The following is a 17,701-nucleotide window of genomic DNA, read 5'->3' as shown; positions in this document are numbered from 1 at the left end:
TCGGGGCGTTTTTTGTGGCCTGCCATCCTTGGCCGCCACCCTTCGGGCCGTCGCTACGCGACGTCAAAAATCTCTCCAGGCGTTTTTTTATTGCTCGATGGACGCTTAGCGTTTCATCGATGGCGCCAGGTGCGGCTGGATTGCGGTCAGTACGGCCTTGAAACACTTGGTGTTACCGGCAACGATCTGGCCCTTCTCGAGGAATTCATGGCCGCCGCTGAAGTCGCTGACCAGGCCGCCTGCTTCCTGAATCAACAGGGCGCCGGCTGCCATGTCCCACTCGGACAGGCCGAATTCCCAGAAGGCGTCGAAGCGGCCGGCGGCAACGTATGCCAGGTCCAGGCTCGCGGCGCCTGCGCGGCGAATGCCGGCGGTCTGGCCGGTCAGGCTGCGGAACATGTTCAGGTAGTTGTCCAGGTGGTCGAGCTGGCCATCGCGGAACGGGAAGCCGGTGCCGAGCAGGGCGCCCTCGAGGCTCTTGCGATTGCTGACGCGCAGGCGGCGGCCATTGAGCGCGGCGCCACGGCCGCGACTGGCGGTGAATTCTTCCTGGCGCACCGGGTCGAGGACGATGGCGTGCTCCAGGCGGCCGCGGTATTTGCAGGCGATGCTGATGGCGAAGTGCGGTACGCCGCGAACGAAGTTGGTGGTGCCGTCCAGCGGGTCGATGATCCACTGGTAGTCGGCGCCTTCGCCGCTGCCTTCCAGTACGCCGCCTTCTTCACCCAGGAAGCTGTGGGTCGGGTAGGCCTTGCGGATGGCCTGGACGATCATCAGTTCTGCGGCCTTGTCGACCTCGGTGACGTAATCCTTGGCATCCTTCTCGTCGACCGAGATGACATCCAGGCGCTCGATGGAGCGAAAGATCATTTCACCGGCGCTGCGAGCGGCGCGCAGGGCGATATTCAGCATGGGCTGCATGGGAGGTTCACCTGGGGCGTTAAAGAAAGCCGGCCATGTTAGCAGAAAACCGTTGTTGATGAAGCGCCGTCTGTACCTCGCATGGCAATCACGCCAGGGCTTGGGTAAGATCGTTGCCCCCTAATCGTTTCTGAGAGTGTCGGCGTTGCTGGACAATATTCGCGTCGTTCTGGTGGGTACCAGTCATCCGGGCAATATCGGCGGTGCCGCGCGGGCAATGAAAAACATGGGGCTGTCGCGTCTGGTGCTGGTGGCGCCCGAGGATTTCCCCAGTGGCGAGGCCGTCGCGCGTGCCTCTGGCGCCACCGATGTGCTGGATGCCGCGCAGGTGGTCGACACGCTGGAAGAAGCGTTGGTCGGCTGCATCCTGGTGGTTGGCACCAGTGCGCGCGATCGGCGCATTCCCTGGCCCCTGCTCGACCCTCGCGAGTGCGGTGTGGCCAGTTGCGAGCAGGCTGCTGCGGGCGGCGAAGTGGCGTTGGTCTTCGGTCGTGAATACGCCGGCCTGACCAACGAGGAACTGCAGCGATGTCAATACCACGTGCATATCCCGTCCAACCCTGAGTTCAGCTCGCTGAATCTGGCGGCGGCGGTGCAGGTGCTGGCCTATGAAGTGCGCATGGCCTGGCTGACAGCGCAAAATCTGCCGAGCAAGGTGGAGAAGCTGGAAACCACGGCGATGCTCAACTCCCAGGCGGCGACGGCGGATGAGCTTGAGTCTTTCTACGGCCATTTGCGTCGCGTGCTGGTGATGATCGGTTTTCTCGATCCGCAGAAGCCGCGGCACCTGATGACTCGCCTGCGCCGTCTTTATGGGCGCAGTGCGGTGAGCAAGCTGGAAATGAATATCCTGCGCGGCATCCTTACAGAGACAGAGAAGGCCGTGCGCGGAGAGCCTCACAAGCAGGGGAAGTCTGATGTTTGAACGCATGCGAGAAGATATCCAGAGCGTTTTTCACCGTGATCCGGCGGCGCGTAATGCCTTCGAGGTGGTGACCTGCTACCCGGGGCTGCATGCCACCTGGCTGCATCGTGTGGCCCATGCGCTGTGGCGTTCGGGCTGGAAGTGGCCGGCGCGAGTGGTGTCCAATTTCGGGCGCTGGATGACGGGTATCGAGATTCATCCGGGGGCGAAGATCGGGCGGCGTTTCTTCATTGATCACGGCATGGGTATCGTCATTGGTGAGACTGCCGAGATCGGTAACGACGTGACGCTCTATCAGGGTGTGACCCTTGGTGGCACTAGCTGGAACAAGGGCAAGCGACATCCGACGCTTGAGGATGGGGTCGTGGTCGGTGCCGGGGCCAAGGTGCTGGGACCGTTCACTGTTGGTGCCGGCGCCAAGATTGGCTCCAATGCCGTGGTGACCAAGGCGGTGCCGGCGGGCGCGACCGCGGTCGGTATTCCCGGCAAGATCATCGTCAAGTCCGATGACGAGCAGGAAGCCAAACGCCAGGCCATGGCCGAGAAGATTGGCTTCGATGCCTATGGCGTGGGCCAGGACATGCCGGACCCGGTCGCACGGGCCATCGGCCAGCTGCTCGATCACCTGCATGCGGTCGATGGGCGCCTGGAGGGCATGTGCAAGGCGCTGACGGCGTTGGGCAGCGACTATTGCGCGAAGGATCTGCCGACCCTGCGCGATGAGGACTTCGCTGACGTGTGCAAGGATCAGCAGCAGGGCGACAAGCCCGCGGCCTGATGCATGCAGAGGCGGTGTTTGCTATCATGCCGCCTCTTTTTGCGGTCAATCCCGAGTAAATCAATAGGTCTTATAGTTGACTTAAATACTCGGGAATCGCATACTTCGCCGCAATTCAGTGATTCGTGGTAGAGCCATGCGACTGACCACCAAAGGCCGTTACGCCGTTACCGCCATGCTCGATCTGGCGCTGCATGCGCAGCATGGCCCCGTTTCCCTGGCCGATATTTCCGAGCGGCAGGGCATTTCCCTGTCCTATCTCGAGCAACTGTTCGCCAAGCTGCGTCGTGGAAACCTGGTTTCCAGTGTGCGTGGGCCGGGCGGCGGCTACCAGCTGTCGCGGGACATGCGCGGCATTCAGGTGGCTCAGGTGATCGACGCGGTCAATGAGTCCGTTGATGCCACGCGCTGCCAGGGGCAGGGTGACTGCCACTCTGGCGATACCTGCCTGACCCATCACCTGTGGTGCGATCTCAGTCAGCAAATTCATGAGTTCCTCAGTGGCATCAGTCTGGCTGATCTGGTCGTGCGCCGCGAGGTTCAAGAGGTCGCGTTGCGCCAGGATCAGCGTCGCTGCTCCGGCAGAAGCACTACGCCGCATTTGGATAAGATTGAAGCGTCTGCCATCGAGTGAGCAGGGCGTTTGCCTGATAGGAGAAACCCAATGAGATTGCCCATTTACCTCGATTACTCCGCCACTACGCCGGTCGATCCGCGTGTCGCGCAGAAGATGAGCGAATGCCTGCTGGTCGACGGTAACTTCGGCAACCCGGCGTCGCGCTCCCACGTGTTCGGCTGGAAAGCCGAAGAGGCCGTGGAGAATGCTCGCCGCCAGGTCGCCGAGCTGGTCAATGCCGATCCGCGCGAGATTGTCTGGACCAGTGGTGCCACCGAGTCCGACAACCTGGCGATCAAGGGCGTGGCGCACTTCTATGCCAGCAAGGGCAAGCACATCATCACCTCCAAGATCGAGCACAAGGCGGTGCTGGACACCACTCGTCAGCTCGAGCGTGAAGGTTTCGAAGTGACCTATCTGGAGCCGGGCGAAGATGGCCTGATCACACCGGCCATGGTCGAAGCGGCGCTGCGTGACGACACCACCCTGGTTTCGGTCATGCACGTCAACAACGAAATCGGCACCATCAACGACATCGCTGCCATCGGCGAGCTGACCCGCTCTCGCGGTGTGCTGCTGCATGTCGATGCGGCGCAGTCCACCGGCAAGGTGGAGATTGATCTGGAGAAGATGAAGGTCGATCTGATGTCCTTCTCCGCGCACAAGACTTATGGCCCCAAGGGTGTTGGCGCTCTTTACGTGCGTCGCAAACCGCGTGTGCGCCTGGAAGCGCAGACCCACGGCGGTGGCCACGAGCGCGGCATGCGTTCGGGCACCCTGGCCACTCACCAGTGCGTCGGCATGGGCGAGGCCTTCCGTATCGCCAAGGAAGAAATGGCAGCAGAGAACCAGCGTATTACCGCCCTGCGTGATCGTTTCTATCGTCAGTTGGAGAACATGGAAGAGCTGTACGTCAACGGCAGTCTGTCTGCTCGTGTACCGCACAACCTCAACCTGAGTTTCAACTACGTCGAGGGTGAGTCGCTGATCATGGCGCTCAAGGACCTTGCCGTATCGTCCGGTTCGGCTTGCACCTCGGCTTCGCTGGAGCCGTCCTACGTGCTGCGCGCCCTTGGCCGCAACGATGAACTGGCGCACAGCTCGATTCGTTTCACCTTCGGCCGCTTCACCACCGAAGAAGAGGTCGACTACGCCGCTGCCAAGGTCCGCGAAGCCGTGGACAAGCTGCGCGAGTTGTCGCCCCTGTGGGATATGTTCAAAGAAGGTGTCGACCTTTCCTCCGTGGAATGGGCAGCACACTGATAGCTGCCTGAAGAGCGGCACCTGATGAGAGAGGAAGTACAGCATGGCTTACAGTGACAAGGTCATCGACCACTACGAAAACCCGCGTAACGTCGGCAAGCTGAACGCCGAAGATCCCGATGTCGGTACCGGCATGGTCGGTGCGCCGGCCTGCGGCGACGTGATGCGTTTGCAGATCAAGGTCAGCGAAAGCGGCGTGATCGAAGACGCCAAGTTCAAGACCTACGGCTGCGGTTCGGCCATCGCCTCCAGCTCCCTCGCTACCGAGTGGATGAAGGGCAAGACCCTCGATGAGGCCGAAAGCATCAAGAACACCCAGCTCGCCGAAGAACTGGCACTGCCGCCAGTGAAAATTCACTGCTCCGTACTTGCCGAGGACGCCATCAAGGCGGCTGTGCGCGATTACAAGCAGAAGAAAGGCTTGCTCTGATACGAGGTTTGCAATGGCCATCACCATGTCTGAAGCAGCTGCCCGCCACGTGCAGCGCTCTCTCGAGGGGCGCGGCAAGGGCGAGGGCATTCGCCTCGGTGTGCGTACTACCGGTTGTTCCGGCCTGGCCTACGTGCTCGAGTTCGTCGATGAACTGGCGGCGGAGGATCAGGTGTTCGAGAGTCATGGCGTCAAGGTGATCATCGATCCCAAGAGCCTGGTCTATCTCGATGGCACTGAGCTGGACTTCGTCAAGGAAGGCCTCAACGAGGGCTTCAAGTTCAACAACCCTAACGTGCGCGGCGAATGCGGTTGCGGCGAAAGCTTCAATGTTTGAGGCCCTGAATGGGTAATCCCTGCCATTTTGCCCTGTTCGACCTGCAGCCGAGCTTCCGCCTGGATCTGGATCAACTGGCTGCGCGTTATCGCGAGCTGGCGCGCCAGGTTCATCCTGATCGCTTCGCCGACGCCGGCGAGCGTGAGCAGCGCCTGGCGCTGGAGCGCTCGGCTTGCCTCAACGAGGCTTATCAGGTCCTGAAAACCCCGTCGCAGCGTGCGCGCTATCTGTTGGCCATGCGTGGACCTGAGCTGCCGTTGGAAGTGACGGTGCAGGATCCGGATTTTCTCCTGCAGCAGATGCAGTTGCGCGAGGAGCTGGAAGAGCTGCAGGACGATGCGGATCTGGCTGGCGTCGCCGCCTTCAAGCGTCGCTTGAAAGCAGCGCAGGAGCAGCTCAATGAGGGTTTTGCCGGGTGCTGGGATGACGAGGCGCGCCGTGAAGAGGCTGAGCGCCTGATGCGCCGTATGCAGTTCCTCGACAAGCTCTCTCATGAAGTGCGCCAGCTAGAAGAGCGCCTCGACGATTAACCTGTGGGTTGCTTCGGCAGCCTGCCTGATGATTTCAAGAAGACCATGGCCTTATTGCAGATCGCCGAGCCAGGACAGAGTCCGCAACCTCACCAGCGTCGGCTGGCAGTGGGTATCGACCTGGGCACCACCAATTCGCTGGTTGCTGCTGTGCGCAGTGGCCTGGCCGAGCCGCTGACTGATGCTGGTGGCCAGGTTATCCTGCCTTCCGCCGTGCGCTACCATGCAGGAAGCATTGAGGTCGGCGAGTCGGCCAAGCGAGCCGCTGCCAGTGATCCGCTCAATACCGTATTGTCGGTCAAGCGTCTGATGGGGCGCGGCATCGCCGATGTCCATCAGCTCGGCGAGCAGCTGCCTTATCGCTTCGCCGCGGGCGAATCGCATATGCCCTTCATCGAGACCGTGCAGGGGGCAAAGAGCCCGGTCGAGGTCTCGGCAGAAATTCTCAAGTCGCTGCGTTTGCGTGCAGAGCAGGCTCTGGGTGGCGAGCTGGTAGGCGCGGTGATTACCGTGCCTGCCTACTTCGATGACGCTCAGCGTCAGGCCACCAAGGATGCCGCGCGTCTTGCCGGCCTTACCGTTCTGCGTCTGCTCAACGAACCCACTGCTGCGGCTGTCGCCTATGGTCTGGATCAGAAGGCCGAAGGCGTGGTTGCGATCTATGACCTGGGTGGCGGCACCTTCGATATTTCCATCCTGCGCCTGACTGGCGGTGTGTTCGAGGTGTTGGCTACTGGTGGCGATAGCGCGCTGGGTGGTGATGACTTCGATCATGTCGTGGCCGACTGGATCATCCAGCAGGCCGGTATTTCCAGCGATCTCGACCCGGCTGCGCAGCGCAGCCTGTTGCAGGCAGCCTGCGCAGCGAAGGAGGGCCTGACGAATGCCGATAGCGTCGAGCTGAGTCATGGTGACTGGCAGGGTGTGTTGTCGCGTGAGCAGTTCGAAGCGCTGATCGAGCCGATGGTTGCGCGCAGTCTCAAGGCTTGCCGTCGCGCCGTACGCGATTCGGGTGTCGAGCTGGAAGAGGTCAGTGCGGTCGTCATGGTGGGCGGTTCGACCCGCGTACCGCGAGTGCGTGAGGCAGTAGGCGAGCTGTTCGGCCGCGCGCCGCTGACCAATATCGATCCTGATCAGGTTGTGGCCATTGGTGCAGCGATCCAGGCCGATGCGCTGGCCGGCAACCAGCGCGCCGATGGCGAAGAGCTGTTGCTGCTGGATGTGATTCCGCTATCGCTCGGCCTGGAAACCATGGGCGGGCTGATGGAGAAGGTGATCCCGCGCAATACCACCATTCCGGTGGCGCGCGCACAGGAGTTCACCACCTACAAGGATGGCCAGACGGCCATGATGATTCACGTGCTGCAGGGCGAGCGCGAGCTGATTGCCGATTGCCGTTCCCTGGCACGTTTCGAGCTGCGCGGCATTCCGCCGATGGTGGCTGGGGCGGCGAAGATTCGTGTGACCTTCCAGGTCGATGCCGATGGTCTGCTCAGTGTCGCGGCGCGCGAGCTGAGTTCCGGCATCGAGGCGAGCATTCAGGTCAAGCCGTCCTACGGGCTCACCGATGGTGAGATCGCACGCATGCTGCAGGACTCCTTCCAGAACGCCGGAGACGATAAGGCGGCGCGCGTGTTGCGTGAGCAGCAGGTCGATGCGCAGCGTCTGATCGAGGCTGTCGAGGGGGCGCTGGAGGCCGATGGTGATCGCCTGCTGGACGCCGAGGAGCGTGAAGTCATTGAATTGCAAGTGCAGGAGCTTCGCGATCTGCTTGCGGCTAACGATGGGGTTGCCATCGAGCGACAGACCAAGCGCCTTTCGCAGGTCACTGATGCCTTCGCTGCCAGGCGCCTGGATTCGACGGTTAAAGCCGCGCTGGCGGGGCGCAATCTGAACGAGATCGAGGAATAATTGATGCCGCAGGTAATTTTTTTGCCTCACGAGCGATTCTGCCCGGATGGTCTGGTGGTCGAGGCTGAGCCCGGCATTTCCATCCTCGAATTGGCGCACGAGCATCACATCGAGATGGAAAGCGCCTGCGGTGGCGTATGCGCATGCACCACCTGTCACTGTATCGTGCGCGAGGGCTTCGATTCGCTGAACGAGGCGGACGAGCTGGAAGAGGACTATCTGGACAAGGCCTGGGGGCTCGAGGCTCAGTCGCGCCTGGCCTGTCAGGCCATCGTCGGTGAAGAAGACCTCACCATCGAGATTCCCAAGTATTCGCTTAATCACGCGGCTGAAGCGCCGCACTGATCCAGGAAGCATGATCATGAGTCTGAAGTGGGCCGATGTACTGGACATCGCCATCGAGTTGAGCGAGCAGAAGCCGGATGTCGATCCGCGCTACGTGAATTTCGTCGATCTCCATCGCTGGGTCGTGGCTCTGCCGCAGTTTTCCGATGACCCGCAGCGCGGGGGTGAGAAGGTGCTGGAGGCGATACAGGCCGCCTGGATCGAAGAGCTCGACTGAAACAGGCGCTTACGGCCCCTGGCCTACGCTTTTAACTGGAACCCGCGTATAATTCGCGGGTTTAATTTTTCGCTTTAACCCTAAAGTTTCTGGAGCTTCACATGGCTGTTCAACGTACTTTCTCCATCATCAAGCCTGACGCCGTTGCCAAGAACGTCATCGGTGAGATCACCACCCGTTTCGAAAAGGCCGGCCTGCGCGTTGTCGCTTCGAAGATGGTGCAACTGTCCGAGCGCGAAGCTGCCGGTTTCTACGCCGAGCACAGCGAGCGCGGCTTCTTCAAGGATCTGGTCGCCTTCATGACCTCCGGCCCGGTCATCGTTCAGGTTCTGGAAGGCGAGAACGCCGTTGCCAAGAATCGTGAGCTGATGGGCGCTACCAACCCGAAAGAAGCTGCTCCGGGTACCATTCGTGCCGATTTCGCCGTTTCCATCGACGAAAACGCCGTTCACGGTTCGGATTCCGAAGCTTCTGCCGCTCGCGAGATCGCTTACTTCTTCTCCGCTACCGAGCAGTGCGCGCGCATTCGCTGATTGGCGAATGATGCGAGGGTGAAGCCATGACCAATACCACCGGCAAGATCAACCTGCTGGGCCTGACCCAGCCGGAAATGGAACAGTTCTTCGAGTCCATCGGCGAGAAGCGCTTCCGTGCCGGTCAGGTGATGAAGTGGATTCACCATTTTGGCGTCGATGATTTCGCCGCCATGACCAATGTCGGCAAGGCCTTGCGCGAGAAGCTCGAGGCCTCTGCCGAGATTCGCGGCCCGGAAGTGGTCAGCGAAAATATTTCCGCCGATGGTACGCGCAAGTGGGTGGTGCGTGTGGCGTCGGGTAGCTGCGTGGAAACCGTGTACATCCCGCAGAACGGCCGCGGCACCCTCTGCGTATCGTCGCAGGCCGGTTGCGCTCTGGATTGCAGTTTCTGTTCCACCGGCAAGCAAGGCTTCAACAGCGACCTGACCAGCGCCGAGATCATCGGCCAGGTGTGGATCGCCAACAAGTCCTTCGGCAGCGTACCGGCGAAGGTCGATCGTGCCATCACCAACGTGGTGATGATGGGCATGGGCGAGCCGCTACTGAACTTCGACAACGTCGTCTCTGCCATGCAAATCATGATGGATGACCTCGGCTATGGCATCTCCAAGCGCAAGGTGACGCTGTCCACCTCCGGCGTGGTGCCGATGATCGACAGGCTGGCCGAAGTGATCGACGTGTCCCTGGCCCTGTCGCTGCATGCGCCCAACGACGAGCTGCGCAACCAGTTGGTGCCGATCAACAAGAAGTATCCGCTGGATATGTTGCTGGCTGCTTGCAAGCGTTACATCTCCAAGCTCGGTGAGAAGCGCGTGCTGACCATCGAGTACACCCTGCTCAAGGGCGTGAACGATCAGCTCGAGCACGCTGAGCAGATGATCGCACTTCTGGCCGATGTGCCTTGCAAGATCAACCTGATTCCGTTTAATCCCTTCCCCTTCTCGGGGTACGAGCGGCCGAGCAATAACGCCATTCGCCGCTTCCAGGACCTGCTGCACAAGGCCGGGCACAACGTCACGGTGCGCACCACCCGTGGTGACGATATCGACGCGGCCTGCGGCCAACTGGTTGGCCAGGTCATGGACCGTACTCGGCGTAGCGAGCGTTATATCGCCGTGCGCCAGTTAGGCAACGAGGCTCAAGAGCCTCGCGCCGCCGCTGATCGAAATTGAAGAGAGGATGCCTATGACCTTGCGCCCTGCGCTGTTATTGCTCGCTGTCAGTCTGCTCGGTGGGTGTGTGACCACCGGCGATGTCGACCCCATGAGTACGGCGAAAGGACGTGAGCAGGCACGTGATGCCTATGTGCAACTGGGCATTGCCTATATCCAGCAGGGCGATACCCAGCTCGCCAAGGTACCGCTGAAGAACGCCCTCGAGCTGGACTCTTCCAATGCCGACGCGCACGCCGCGCTGGCCATGGCTTTCCAGCTGGAAATGGAACCGAAACTTGCGGACGAACATTTTCGCAAGGCACTGTCCCAGCGCCCGAAGGACGCCCGTCTGCTGAATAACTATGGCGGTTTCCTGTTCGAACAGAAACGCTATCAGGACGCAATGGATACCTACCTGAAGGCCGCCGAGGACAATCTCTACCCCGAGCGTTCCCGGGTCTTTGAAAACCTCGGCATGACGGCCTTGCAACTCGGTCAGCGCGAGCAGGCCAAAGAGTACTTCCAGCGCGCCTTGCGCCTGAGTAGCCGCCAGCCTCGCGCATTGTTGGAAATGGCCATGTTGTCCTACGAGGACAAAGAGTACGTACCAGCGCGTCGTTACTACGACAGCTACAGCGAAATGGCGCCACAGAGTGCCCGTAGCCTGTTGCTCGGGGCGCGTCTGGCTGAGGTGTTCGAGGATCGTGACCGGGCCGCCAGCCTGGGATTGCAATTGCGACGCCTGTATCCGGCTTCTCAGGAATATCAGCAATATGTTTCGGGGCAACAATGAACGCTGCACATACCGAAGTCACTCAGCCGACGCCGAACAACCCAGGTGAAAGCCTGCGTCAGGCTCGTGAACTCAAAGGCTGGAGCGTCGCCGAGGTTGCGGCCCAGCTCAATCTGACTCAACAGCGTCTCGCCCAGCTTGAGGCCGGTGCTTTCGACAAGCTGCCGGGTACCACCTTTGCCCGTGGCTACATCCGAGCCTACGCCAAGCTGCTCGAAATGGACCAGAATCGTCTGGTAATGGAGTTCGATCAGTTCACCGGTACCGATGCCACCGGCAGCAGCGTGCATGCGCTGGGCCGTATCGAGGAGCCCGTTCGTTACTCGCAGAGTATCCTGCGTCTGGTCAGTTTCCTGTTGTTGCTGGCGTTGATCGGCGGTGGTTTTGTCTGGTGGCAGGATCAGGGGCGACCGGTGGCCAGCCTGGCGGATTTGGGGCTCGAGCATGTGGAAGTCGAAGGCGCCGATGGCACCACTCAGGTGCACTCGCTCGCCGAGCCGGAAGACCAGGCGGTGGTAGCGGCCCAGGGTAGTGAGCAGAGCAGCCCGTTGCTGCTGCCGGTCGAACCAGGCGAAACCCCGGAAGAAACGGCTGCCGCCGAACAATCAGCTACCGAGCCCGATGCCTCCACAGGTGCTGTTGTTGACTCTGCTCCAGAGGTTCCGGCTTCCCCAACTCCAAGCCAGCCGGCGGTAACGGCTACTGCGCCAGCACCTGCTGCCGAGCCTGCGGCCCCTGTAGCGGTTCCAGCAGGGCAGGGTGCACTCAACCTGCAGTTCACTGCCGATTGCTGGACGCAGGTGACCGATGCCGATGGCAAGGTCCTGCTCAGCGCGCTAAAGCGCAGCGGTGAGCGTATCGAACTGACCGGCAAGGCGCCGATAAAGCTACATCTGGGCTTCGCCCGCGGCGCACAGGTGACTTACAACGGCGAAAACGTTGACGTCACACCGCATATCTCTGGCGAAACCGCGCGCCTGACACTGGGGTTGTAAAGCATGCATTGCGAATCGCCGATCAAGCGCCGACAGTCGCGCAAGATCTGGGTTGGCTCGGTACCGGTGGGCGGCGATGCGCCGATTGCCGTACAGAGCATGACCAACACCGACACCAACGATGTGGCCGCCACTGTGGCGCAGATTCGTCGCCTGGAGGATGCCGGCGCCGATATCGTGCGCGTTTCCGTGCCGGACATGGAGGCTGCCGAGGCTTTTGGCCTGATCAAGCAGCAGGTACGTGTACCGCTGGTAGCCGACATTCACTTCGACTACCAGATCGCCCTGCGCGTGGCCGAGCTGGGCGTCGATTGCCTGCGGATCAACCCGGGCAACATTGGCCGCGAAGATCGCGTCAAGGCTGTGGTCGAGGCAGCGCGCGACAAGGGCATCCCGATCCGCATCGGCGTCAATGCCGGTTCGCTGGAGAAGGATCTGCAGAAGAAATATGGCGAGCCGACCCCCGAAGCGCTGGTCGAGTCCGCGCTGCGCCATGTCGAGCATCTCGATCGCCTGAACTTCCCCGACTTCAAGGTCAGTGTGAAGGCCTCGGACGTGTTCATGGCGGTCGAGGCGTACCGTTTGTTGGCCAAGCAGATCGAGCAGCCGTTGCACCTGGGTATCACCGAGGCTGGCGGTCTGCGTTCCGGTACGGTGAAATCCGCTGTCGGCCTGGGCATGCTGCTGGCCGAGGGCATTGGCGATACCATCCGCATCTCGCTGGCCGCCGATCCGGTGGAGGAGATCAAGGTAGGTTTCGATATCCTCAAGTCCCTGCGCCTGCGTTCGCGTGGTATCAACTTCATCGCCTGTCCGAGCTGCTCGCGGCAGAATTTCGATGTGGTCAAGACCATGAACGAGCTGGAAACGCGTGTCGAGGACCTGTTGGTGCCGCTGGACGTGGCCGTGATCGGCTGCGTGGTCAACGGCCCCGGCGAAGCCAAGGAGGCGCATATCGGCCTTACCGGTGGTAGCCCGAACAACCTGGTCTATATCGATGGCAAGCCGGCCTCGAAGCTGACCAATGAAAATCTGGTGGACGAGCTGGAAAAGCTCATCCGCGACAAGGCTGCCGAAAAGGTCGCCGCCGATGCCGCCGTGATCGTGCGCGGCTGATCCGTGCGTAAGGAATACAATTGAGCAAGTCCCTGCAAGCCATTCGTGGCATGAACGATATCCTGCCGGAGCAGACGCCTGCCTGGCGCTACCTGGAAAGTACCCTGGTCAGCCTGCTCGATGGCTACGGCTACAAGGAAATCCGCTTGCCCATCGTCGAGTACACCGAGCTGTTCGCTCGCGGTATCGGCGAAGGTACAGATGTGGTCGACAAGGAGATGTACACCTTCCTCGACCGCAACGAAGAATCCCTGACCCTGCGCCCCGAGGGCACCGCCGGCTGCGTTCGCGCTGTGCTCGAACATGGTCTGGCTGGCGGCGGCCAGGTGCAGAAACTGTGGTACGCCGGCCCCATGTTCCGCTACGAGAAACCGCAGAAGGGGCGCTATCGCCAGTTCCATCAGGTTGGCGTGGAAGCCTTCAACCTGCCGGGTCCGGACGTCGATGCCGAGCTGATCGTGCTCACCTGGCGGCTGTGGAAACAGCTCGGTCTGTCTGATGCCGTGACCCTGCAGCTCAACAGCCTGGGTTCCAGCGAGGCGCGTGCCGCTTATCGCGATGCCCTGGTGGCCTACCTGCAGGAGCGTTTCGATCAGCTCGACGAAGACAGCCAGCGTCGCCTGACCACCAACCCGCTGCGCATCCTCGACAGCAAGAACGAGGCGACGCAAGCCGTGCTGGTCGGTGCGCCGACTCTGGGCGACTACCTCGACGAGGAATCGCGTCTGCACTTCGAGGGCGTCAAGGCGCGCCTGGATGCTGCTGGTATCCGCTACCAGATCAACCACAAGCTGGTGCGTGGTCTGGATTACTACAACCGCACCGTATTCGAGTGGGTCACCGACAAGCTCGGTGCCCAGGGTACGGTGTGTGCCGGTGGTCGTTACGACGGCCTGGTTTCCATGCTGGGTGGCAAGGCCACACCGGGTGTCGGTTTCGCAATGGGCGTCGAGCGCCTGGTGCTGCTGCTGGAGACTCTGGAGCTGTTGCCGGCCGATCTCAACCGCGCTGCCGATGTGTACATCTGCGCCTTTGGCGAGGCTGCCGAGCTGGCTGCGCTGACACTGGCCGAGCGTCTGCGTGATGAAGTGCCGGGGCTGCGTCTGTTGCTCAACACCGGTGGCGGCAGTTTCAAGAGCCAGTTCAAGAAGGCCGACAAGAGCGGTGCACGCTATGCGCTGATTCTGGGGGACGACGAATTGGCCGCACGCGTGGTAGGTTGCAAGCCGCTGCGCGACGACAGTGAACAACAAAGCGTTGCCTGGGATGCTCTGGCTGAGCATCTGGCTGCCTGCCAGCAGGCCTGAGCAGGCTCTCGATTAGGAGTACGGGGTTACACATGCAGACCGAAGACGAACAGATCGCGCAACTGAAGGACTGGTGGGATCGCAACGGCAAGCCTTTGCTCGCCGGTGGCGTGCTGGCGCTGGTAGCTGTATTCGGCTGGCAGGGCTGGCAGAAGTACCAGGACAACCAGGCGCAAGGCGCCTCGGTGCTTTATCAGCAGTTGCTGGAAACGGCGCTGGACCCAGCCGGTAAGCCCGACGCCGCTAAAGTCGCCGAACTGGCCGGCAAGCTCGACAGTGAGTTTGGTGGTAGCCACTATGCCCAATACGGCAGCCTGTTCGTCGCCAAGGTCGCTGTCGAGGCAAATCGTCTCGACGATGCCGCTGCAGCCTTGCAGCGCGTACTCGACAAGCCGGCCGACGCCACGCTCGGCGAACTGGCACGCCAGCGTCTGGCGCGCGTCCTGGCAGCCCAGGACAAGGCTGATGATGCGCTGAAGCTGCTCGACACCAAGGTCGAGGATGCCTACCTTGCCAGCCGTGAAGAACTCAAGGGCGACCTGTTGGTACAGCTGGGTCGCGGCGATGACGCGCACGCCGCCTATCAGAAGGCCAAGGATGCGCTGGCCGAAGATGCCGCCGTTGGCGGTCTGCAGATGAAGCTGGACGACCTGGCAAAAGGGGATGCGTGACGTGATGCGTTGGAAGAATGCCGCACTGCTGGCTCTGGCCGTTCTGGCCGTGGGTTGCAGCAGCAATAGCAAGAAGGAACTGCCGCCCGCCGAGCTCGTCAAGTTCGACGAAGAAGTCGAGCTGCGCACCGAGTGGAGCCGCTCTGTCGGTGATGGTCAGGGTGAGACCTTCAACATGCTGGTACCGGCCATCGACGGTGATGTGATCTACGCCGCTGATGTCGAAGGTCTGGTGATGGCCATGGACCGCACCAGCGGCAAGGTCATCTGGCGCAAGAAGCTTGAAATTCCGGTATCCGGCGCCATCGGTGTCGGCTACGGCCAGGTACTGTTGGGTACCCTCAAGGGTGAAGTGATCGCCCTGGACTCCAGTGACGGTGAAGAGCAGTGGCGCTCGCGCGTGACCAGCGAAGTACTGGCTGCCCCGGCCACCAATGGCGATATCGTCGTGGTGCAAACTCAGGACGACCGTCTGATTGCCTTCGATGCCAGCACCGGTAGCCAGCGCTGGATCGTCGAGAACACCCCGGCCGTACTGACCCTGCGTGGCACAGGTGCACCGCTGGTGACCAACCGCCTGGTCGTCGCCGGCCTGTCCAGCGGTAAAGTGATCGCGGTTGACGCCCAGCGTGGCCTGCCAGTCTGGGAGCAGCGCGTTGCCATTCCGCAAGGCCGCTCCGAGCTGGAGCGTGTGGTGGATATCGACGGCGGCCTGCTGCTGTCCGGCGGTACCGTCTACGCGGTGAGCTACCAGGGCCGAGTCGCGGCCATGGATCTGGAGTCCGGTCGAGTGCTGTGGCAGCGCGAGGCTTCCAGTTCTGTTGGCGTCGCTCAGGGCTTTGGCAACGTTTATGTCAGTCTTGCCAGCGGTACCGTCGAAGGTATCGACGAGCGCAGCGCTTCGGCCCTGTGGACCAATGATTCGATGGCGCGTCGCCAGCTCTCTGGTCCGGCAGTGTTCTCCAGCTATGTCGCCGTGGGTGACTTCGAGGGCTATCTGCACTTGCTGAGTCAGGTCGATGGTCGCTTTGTCGGCCGTACCCGTATCGACAGCGACGGCCTGCGCGCCCAGCCGCTGGTGGTGGGTGACTGGCTGTATGTCTATGGCAACAGCGGTAAGTTGGTGGCACTGACCATCAAGTAACACCCTATGCTGCCGGTATGCCCGACAGCATGAAACATCTTGGCCGCTGCCCATGCAGCGGCCTTTGCATTTTCTGAATTAACCGAGTGGAGAGCCTGATGGTTCCCGTAATAGCCCTGGTGGGCCGGCCGAACGTCGGCAAATCCACACTCTTCAACCGCCTGACCCGCAGTCGCGACGCCATCGTCGGCGACCTGTCCGGTCTGACCCGCGACCGCCAGTATGGCGAGGCGAAGTGGCAGGGGCGCACCTATATCGTGATCGATACCGGCGGTATTTCCGGTGACGAGGAAGGCATCGACGCGAAGATGGCCGAGCAGTCGCTGCAGGCCATCGAAGAGGCGGACGCCGTGTTGTTCCTGGTCGACGCGCGCGCCGGCATGACCGCCTCCGACCAGATGATCGGCGAGCACCTGCGTCGCCGTAACAAGCAGAGTTTCCTGGTGGTGAACAAGGTCGACAATCTCGATGTCGACCTGGCTCGTGCCGAATTCAGCCCCATGGGCCTGGGCGAGCCGCTGGCGATTGCCGGCGCCCACGGCCGCGGCATCACCCAGATGCTGGAAGTGGTGCTCGGCGCCTTCCCCAAGGACGCCGGCGAACCGGAAGAGGGCGCTGAAGAAGAGGAAGAAGTGCTGGAAGGCCAGGAGGCCAAGCGCATTCCCGGCCCGAGCGAGAAGGACGGCATCAAGCTGGCCATCATCGGTCGTCCGAACGTGGGCAAGTCGACCCTGGTCAACCGCATGCTTGGTGAAGAGCGAGTCATCGTCTATGACCAGGCAGGAACCACGCGTGACAGCATCTACATCCCGTTCGAGCGTGACGACGAGAAGTACACGCTGATCGATACAGCCGGTGTGCGCCGTCGCGGCAAGATCTTCGAAGCGGTTGAGAAGTTCTCCGTGGTCAAGACGCTGCAGGCCATTCAGGACTCCAACGTCGTGGTGTTCGTCATGGATGCCCGCGAAGGCGTGGTCGACCACGACCTCAACCTGCTCGGCTTCGTGCTGGAAAGCGGCCGCGCGCTGGTCATCGCCCTGAACAAGTGGGATGGCATGGATCAGGGGCAGAAAGACTACGTGAAGACCGAGCTGGAGCGCCGGCTGTTCTTCGTCGACTTCGCCGATATTCACTTCATCTCCGCCTTGCACGGTACTGGCGTCGGCCACCTGTACAAGTCGGTGCAAGCCTCGTTCAAGTCGGCCATCACCCGTTGGCCGACCAGCCGTCTGACGCAGATTCTCGAAGACGCCGTCAGCGACCACGCGCCGCCCCTGGTCAACGGTCGCCGCATCAAGCTGCGCTACGCTCACCTGGGGGGGGCCAACCCGCCGCTGATCGTGATCCACGGTAACCAGGTCGACGCCGTGCCGCGCGCCTACACCCGTTACCTGGAGAACACCTTCCGCCGCGTACTGAAGCTGGTGGGGACGCCGATCCGCATCGAGTACAAGGGCGGCGAAAACCCCTACGAGGGCAACAAGAACAAGCTCACCGATCGCCAGGTGAACAAGAAGCGCCGCCTGATGAGCCACCACAAGAAGGCTGAGAAGAAGCGCAAGGATAAGCGCAAGTAAGCCTGGCCGCGCCACGCATGTCGGACTCCACTCGACATGCATGGCATAAGCTTCCAACTTTTTTTCATAAGTGCTGTGGGTGCCGTCAATGGCACCCTTCGGCTATCCTCGCCGCTTGCCTTGTTCTATCAGGAA

Annotated in this window: 20 protein-coding genes; 19 read left to right on the top strand and 1 reads right to left on the bottom strand. The window is 61.5% G+C overall.

All coding sequences use genetic code 11. The features are described from left to right. Nucleotides 1-105 precede the first annotated feature (105 nt). The gene (suhB, locus tag EL191_RS18065; protein ID WP_024309263.1) at nt 106-921 is read right to left on the bottom strand and encodes a type III secretion system regulator SuhB; all 816 of its coding nucleotides are present in this window, start codon (nt 919-921) and stop codon (nt 106-108) included. Nucleotides 922-1,066: 145 nt separating this feature from the next. On the opposite strand from suhB, the gene trmJ reads away from it, so the two are divergent. From trmJ to der, 19 genes are all read left to right on the top strand, one after another. Continuing rightward, on the top strand, nt 1,067-1,846 hold the full coding sequence (gene trmJ / locus EL191_RS18060) for a tRNA (cytosine(32)/uridine(32)-2'-O)-methyltransferase TrmJ (protein WP_041979638.1): 780 nt from the start codon (nt 1,067-1,069) through the stop codon (nt 1,844-1,846). Further along, the gene (cysE, locus tag EL191_RS18055; protein ID WP_041979639.1) at nt 1,839-2,624 is read left to right on the top strand and encodes a serine O-acetyltransferase; all 786 of its coding nucleotides are present in this window, start codon (nt 1,839-1,841) and stop codon (nt 2,622-2,624) included. Before trmJ ends, cysE begins: the two co-directional genes overlap by 8 nt. Before the next feature lie 136 nt (nt 2,625-2,760). Then, nucleotides 2,761-3,258, top strand: a complete 498-nt coding sequence (iscR, locus tag EL191_RS18050; RefSeq protein WP_013716861.1) for a Fe-S cluster assembly transcriptional regulator IscR — start codon at nt 2,761-2,763, stop codon at nt 3,256-3,258. A 30-nt stretch (nt 3,259-3,288) separates the two neighbouring features. Next, a complete protein-coding gene (locus tag EL191_RS18045) occupies nt 3,289-4,503 on the top strand; it encodes an IscS subfamily cysteine desulfurase (protein WP_041979640.1) in 1,215 nt (404 codons plus the stop codon). Between the two features lie 43 nt (nt 4,504-4,546). Continuing rightward, on the top strand, nt 4,547-4,933 hold the full coding sequence (gene iscU, locus EL191_RS18040; RefSeq protein WP_017362576.1) for a Fe-S cluster assembly scaffold IscU: 387 nt from the start codon (nt 4,547-4,549) through the stop codon (nt 4,931-4,933). A 13-nt stretch (nt 4,934-4,946) separates the two neighbouring features. After that, nucleotides 4,947-5,270 (top strand): iron-sulfur cluster assembly protein IscA, encoded by a 324-nt coding sequence (gene iscA / locus EL191_RS18035; protein ID WP_003246232.1) that lies wholly within the window; start codon nt 4,947-4,949, stop codon nt 5,268-5,270. A gap of 8 nt (nt 5,271-5,278) precedes the next feature. Next, the gene (gene hscB / locus EL191_RS18030) at nt 5,279-5,800 is read left to right on the top strand and encodes a co-chaperone HscB (protein WP_013716859.1); all 522 of its coding nucleotides are present in this window, start codon (nt 5,279-5,281) and stop codon (nt 5,798-5,800) included. A gap of 45 nt (nt 5,801-5,845) precedes the next feature. Beyond that, complete coding sequence (gene hscA, locus EL191_RS18025; RefSeq protein WP_041979905.1) at nt 5,846-7,711, top strand: Fe-S protein assembly chaperone HscA; 1,866 nt, start codon at nt 5,846-5,848, stop codon at nt 7,709-7,711. A 3-nt stretch (nt 7,712-7,714) separates the two neighbouring features. Beyond that, the gene (fdx, locus tag EL191_RS18020; RefSeq protein WP_041979643.1) at nt 7,715-8,056 is read left to right on the top strand and encodes an ISC system 2Fe-2S type ferredoxin; all 342 of its coding nucleotides are present in this window, start codon (nt 7,715-7,717) and stop codon (nt 8,054-8,056) included. 16 nt (nt 8,057-8,072) lie between these two features. Next, nucleotides 8,073-8,273 carry a Fe-S cluster assembly protein IscX gene (gene iscX / locus EL191_RS18015; RefSeq protein ID WP_024309256.1) on the top strand — a complete coding sequence of 67 codons (201 nt, stop codon included), beginning with the start codon at nt 8,073-8,075 and terminating at the stop codon, nt 8,271-8,273. 101 nt (nt 8,274-8,374) lie between these two features. Beyond that, complete coding sequence (gene ndk / locus EL191_RS18010; RefSeq protein WP_017362579.1) at nt 8,375-8,806, top strand: nucleoside-diphosphate kinase; 432 nt, start codon at nt 8,375-8,377, stop codon at nt 8,804-8,806. Between the two features lie 26 nt (nt 8,807-8,832). Next, nucleotides 8,833-9,981 (top strand): 23S rRNA (adenine(2503)-C(2))-methyltransferase RlmN, encoded by a 1,149-nt coding sequence (gene rlmN / locus EL191_RS18005; RefSeq protein WP_041979645.1) that lies wholly within the window; start codon nt 8,833-8,835, stop codon nt 9,979-9,981. Between the two features lie 13 nt (nt 9,982-9,994). Beyond that, nucleotides 9,995-10,756 (top strand): type IV pilus biogenesis/stability protein PilW, encoded by a 762-nt coding sequence (gene pilW, locus EL191_RS18000; protein WP_017362581.1) that lies wholly within the window; start codon nt 9,995-9,997, stop codon nt 10,754-10,756. After that, nucleotides 10,753-11,751 carry a RodZ domain-containing protein gene (locus tag EL191_RS17995; RefSeq protein WP_041979646.1) on the top strand — a complete coding sequence of 333 codons (999 nt, stop codon included), beginning with the start codon at nt 10,753-10,755 and terminating at the stop codon, nt 11,749-11,751. Before pilW ends, EL191_RS17995 begins: the two co-directional genes overlap by 4 nt. Before the next feature lie 3 nt (nt 11,752-11,754). Beyond that, complete coding sequence (ispG, locus tag EL191_RS17990; protein WP_017362583.1) at nt 11,755-12,867, top strand: flavodoxin-dependent (E)-4-hydroxy-3-methylbut-2-enyl-diphosphate synthase; 1,113 nt, start codon at nt 11,755-11,757, stop codon at nt 12,865-12,867. A gap of 20 nt (nt 12,868-12,887) precedes the next feature. Next, the gene (hisS, locus tag EL191_RS17985) at nt 12,888-14,174 is read left to right on the top strand and encodes a histidine--tRNA ligase (RefSeq protein WP_041979647.1); all 1,287 of its coding nucleotides are present in this window, start codon (nt 12,888-12,890) and stop codon (nt 14,172-14,174) included. A gap of 32 nt (nt 14,175-14,206) precedes the next feature. Then, entirely contained in the window at nt 14,207-14,845 is a 639-nt protein-coding gene (locus EL191_RS17980) for a tetratricopeptide repeat protein (RefSeq protein WP_041979648.1), read from the top strand. Further along, nucleotides 14,838-15,989, top strand: coding sequence for an outer membrane protein assembly factor BamB (gene bamB / locus EL191_RS17975; RefSeq protein WP_041979649.1), 1,152 nt, complete (start codon nt 14,838-14,840; stop codon nt 15,987-15,989). The genes EL191_RS17980 and bamB overlap by 8 nt, the downstream gene beginning before the upstream one ends. A gap of 98 nt (nt 15,990-16,087) precedes the next feature. Continuing rightward, entirely contained in the window at nt 16,088-17,566 is a 1,479-nt protein-coding gene (der, locus tag EL191_RS17970) for a ribosome biogenesis GTPase Der (protein ID WP_013716848.1), read from the top strand. Nucleotides 17,567-17,701: the final 135 nt, after the last annotated feature.

The sequence above is a fragment of the Pseudomonas mendocina genome, from assembly GCF_900636545.1.
Classification (GTDB): Bacteria; Pseudomonadota; Gammaproteobacteria; order Pseudomonadales; family Pseudomonadaceae; genus Aquipseudomonas; species Aquipseudomonas mendocina.
This window is presented reverse-complemented; position numbering and strand designations above follow the sequence as displayed.

Excerpts from the sequence above, each read along its gene's own strand:
- bamB (WP_041979649.1), top strand. The coding sequence starts at position 14,838 with ATGCGTGACGTGATGCGTTGGAAGAATGCCGCACTGCTGGCTCTGGCC.
- EL191_RS17980 (WP_041979648.1), top strand. The coding sequence starts at position 14,207 with ATGCAGACCGAAGACGAACAGATCGCGCAACTGAAGGACTGGTGGGAT.
- pilW (WP_017362581.1), top strand. The coding sequence starts at position 9,995 with ATGACCTTGCGCCCTGCGCTGTTATTGCTCGCTGTCAGTCTGCTCGGT.
- EL191_RS18045 (WP_041979640.1), top strand. The coding sequence starts at position 3,289 with ATGAGATTGCCCATTTACCTCGATTACTCCGCCACTACGCCGGTCGAT.
- iscA (WP_003246232.1), top strand. The coding sequence starts at position 4,947 with ATGGCCATCACCATGTCTGAAGCAGCTGCCCGCCACGTGCAGCGCTCT.
- ndk (WP_017362579.1), top strand. The coding sequence starts at position 8,375 with ATGGCTGTTCAACGTACTTTCTCCATCATCAAGCCTGACGCCGTTGCC.
- hscB (WP_013716859.1), top strand. The coding sequence starts at position 5,279 with ATGGGTAATCCCTGCCATTTTGCCCTGTTCGACCTGCAGCCGAGCTTC.
- suhB (WP_024309263.1), bottom strand. The coding sequence starts at position 921 with ATGCAGCCCATGCTGAATATCGCCCTGCGCGCCGCTCGCAGCGCCGGT.
- iscU (WP_017362576.1), top strand. The coding sequence starts at position 4,547 with ATGGCTTACAGTGACAAGGTCATCGACCACTACGAAAACCCGCGTAAC.
- EL191_RS17995 (WP_041979646.1), top strand. The coding sequence starts at position 10,753 with ATGAACGCTGCACATACCGAAGTCACTCAGCCGACGCCGAACAACCCA.
- fdx (WP_041979643.1), top strand. The coding sequence starts at position 7,715 with ATGCCGCAGGTAATTTTTTTGCCTCACGAGCGATTCTGCCCGGATGGT.
- ispG (WP_017362583.1), top strand. The coding sequence starts at position 11,755 with ATGCATTGCGAATCGCCGATCAAGCGCCGACAGTCGCGCAAGATCTGG.
- rlmN (WP_041979645.1), top strand. The coding sequence starts at position 8,833 with ATGACCAATACCACCGGCAAGATCAACCTGCTGGGCCTGACCCAGCCG.
- iscX (WP_024309256.1), top strand. The coding sequence starts at position 8,073 with ATGAGTCTGAAGTGGGCCGATGTACTGGACATCGCCATCGAGTTGAGC.
- iscR (WP_013716861.1), top strand. The coding sequence starts at position 2,761 with ATGCGACTGACCACCAAAGGCCGTTACGCCGTTACCGCCATGCTCGAT.
- cysE (WP_041979639.1), top strand. The coding sequence starts at position 1,839 with ATGTTTGAACGCATGCGAGAAGATATCCAGAGCGTTTTTCACCGTGAT.
- hscA (WP_041979905.1), top strand. The coding sequence starts at position 5,846 with ATGGCCTTATTGCAGATCGCCGAGCCAGGACAGAGTCCGCAACCTCAC.
- der (WP_013716848.1), top strand. The coding sequence starts at position 16,088 with ATGGTTCCCGTAATAGCCCTGGTGGGCCGGCCGAACGTCGGCAAATCC.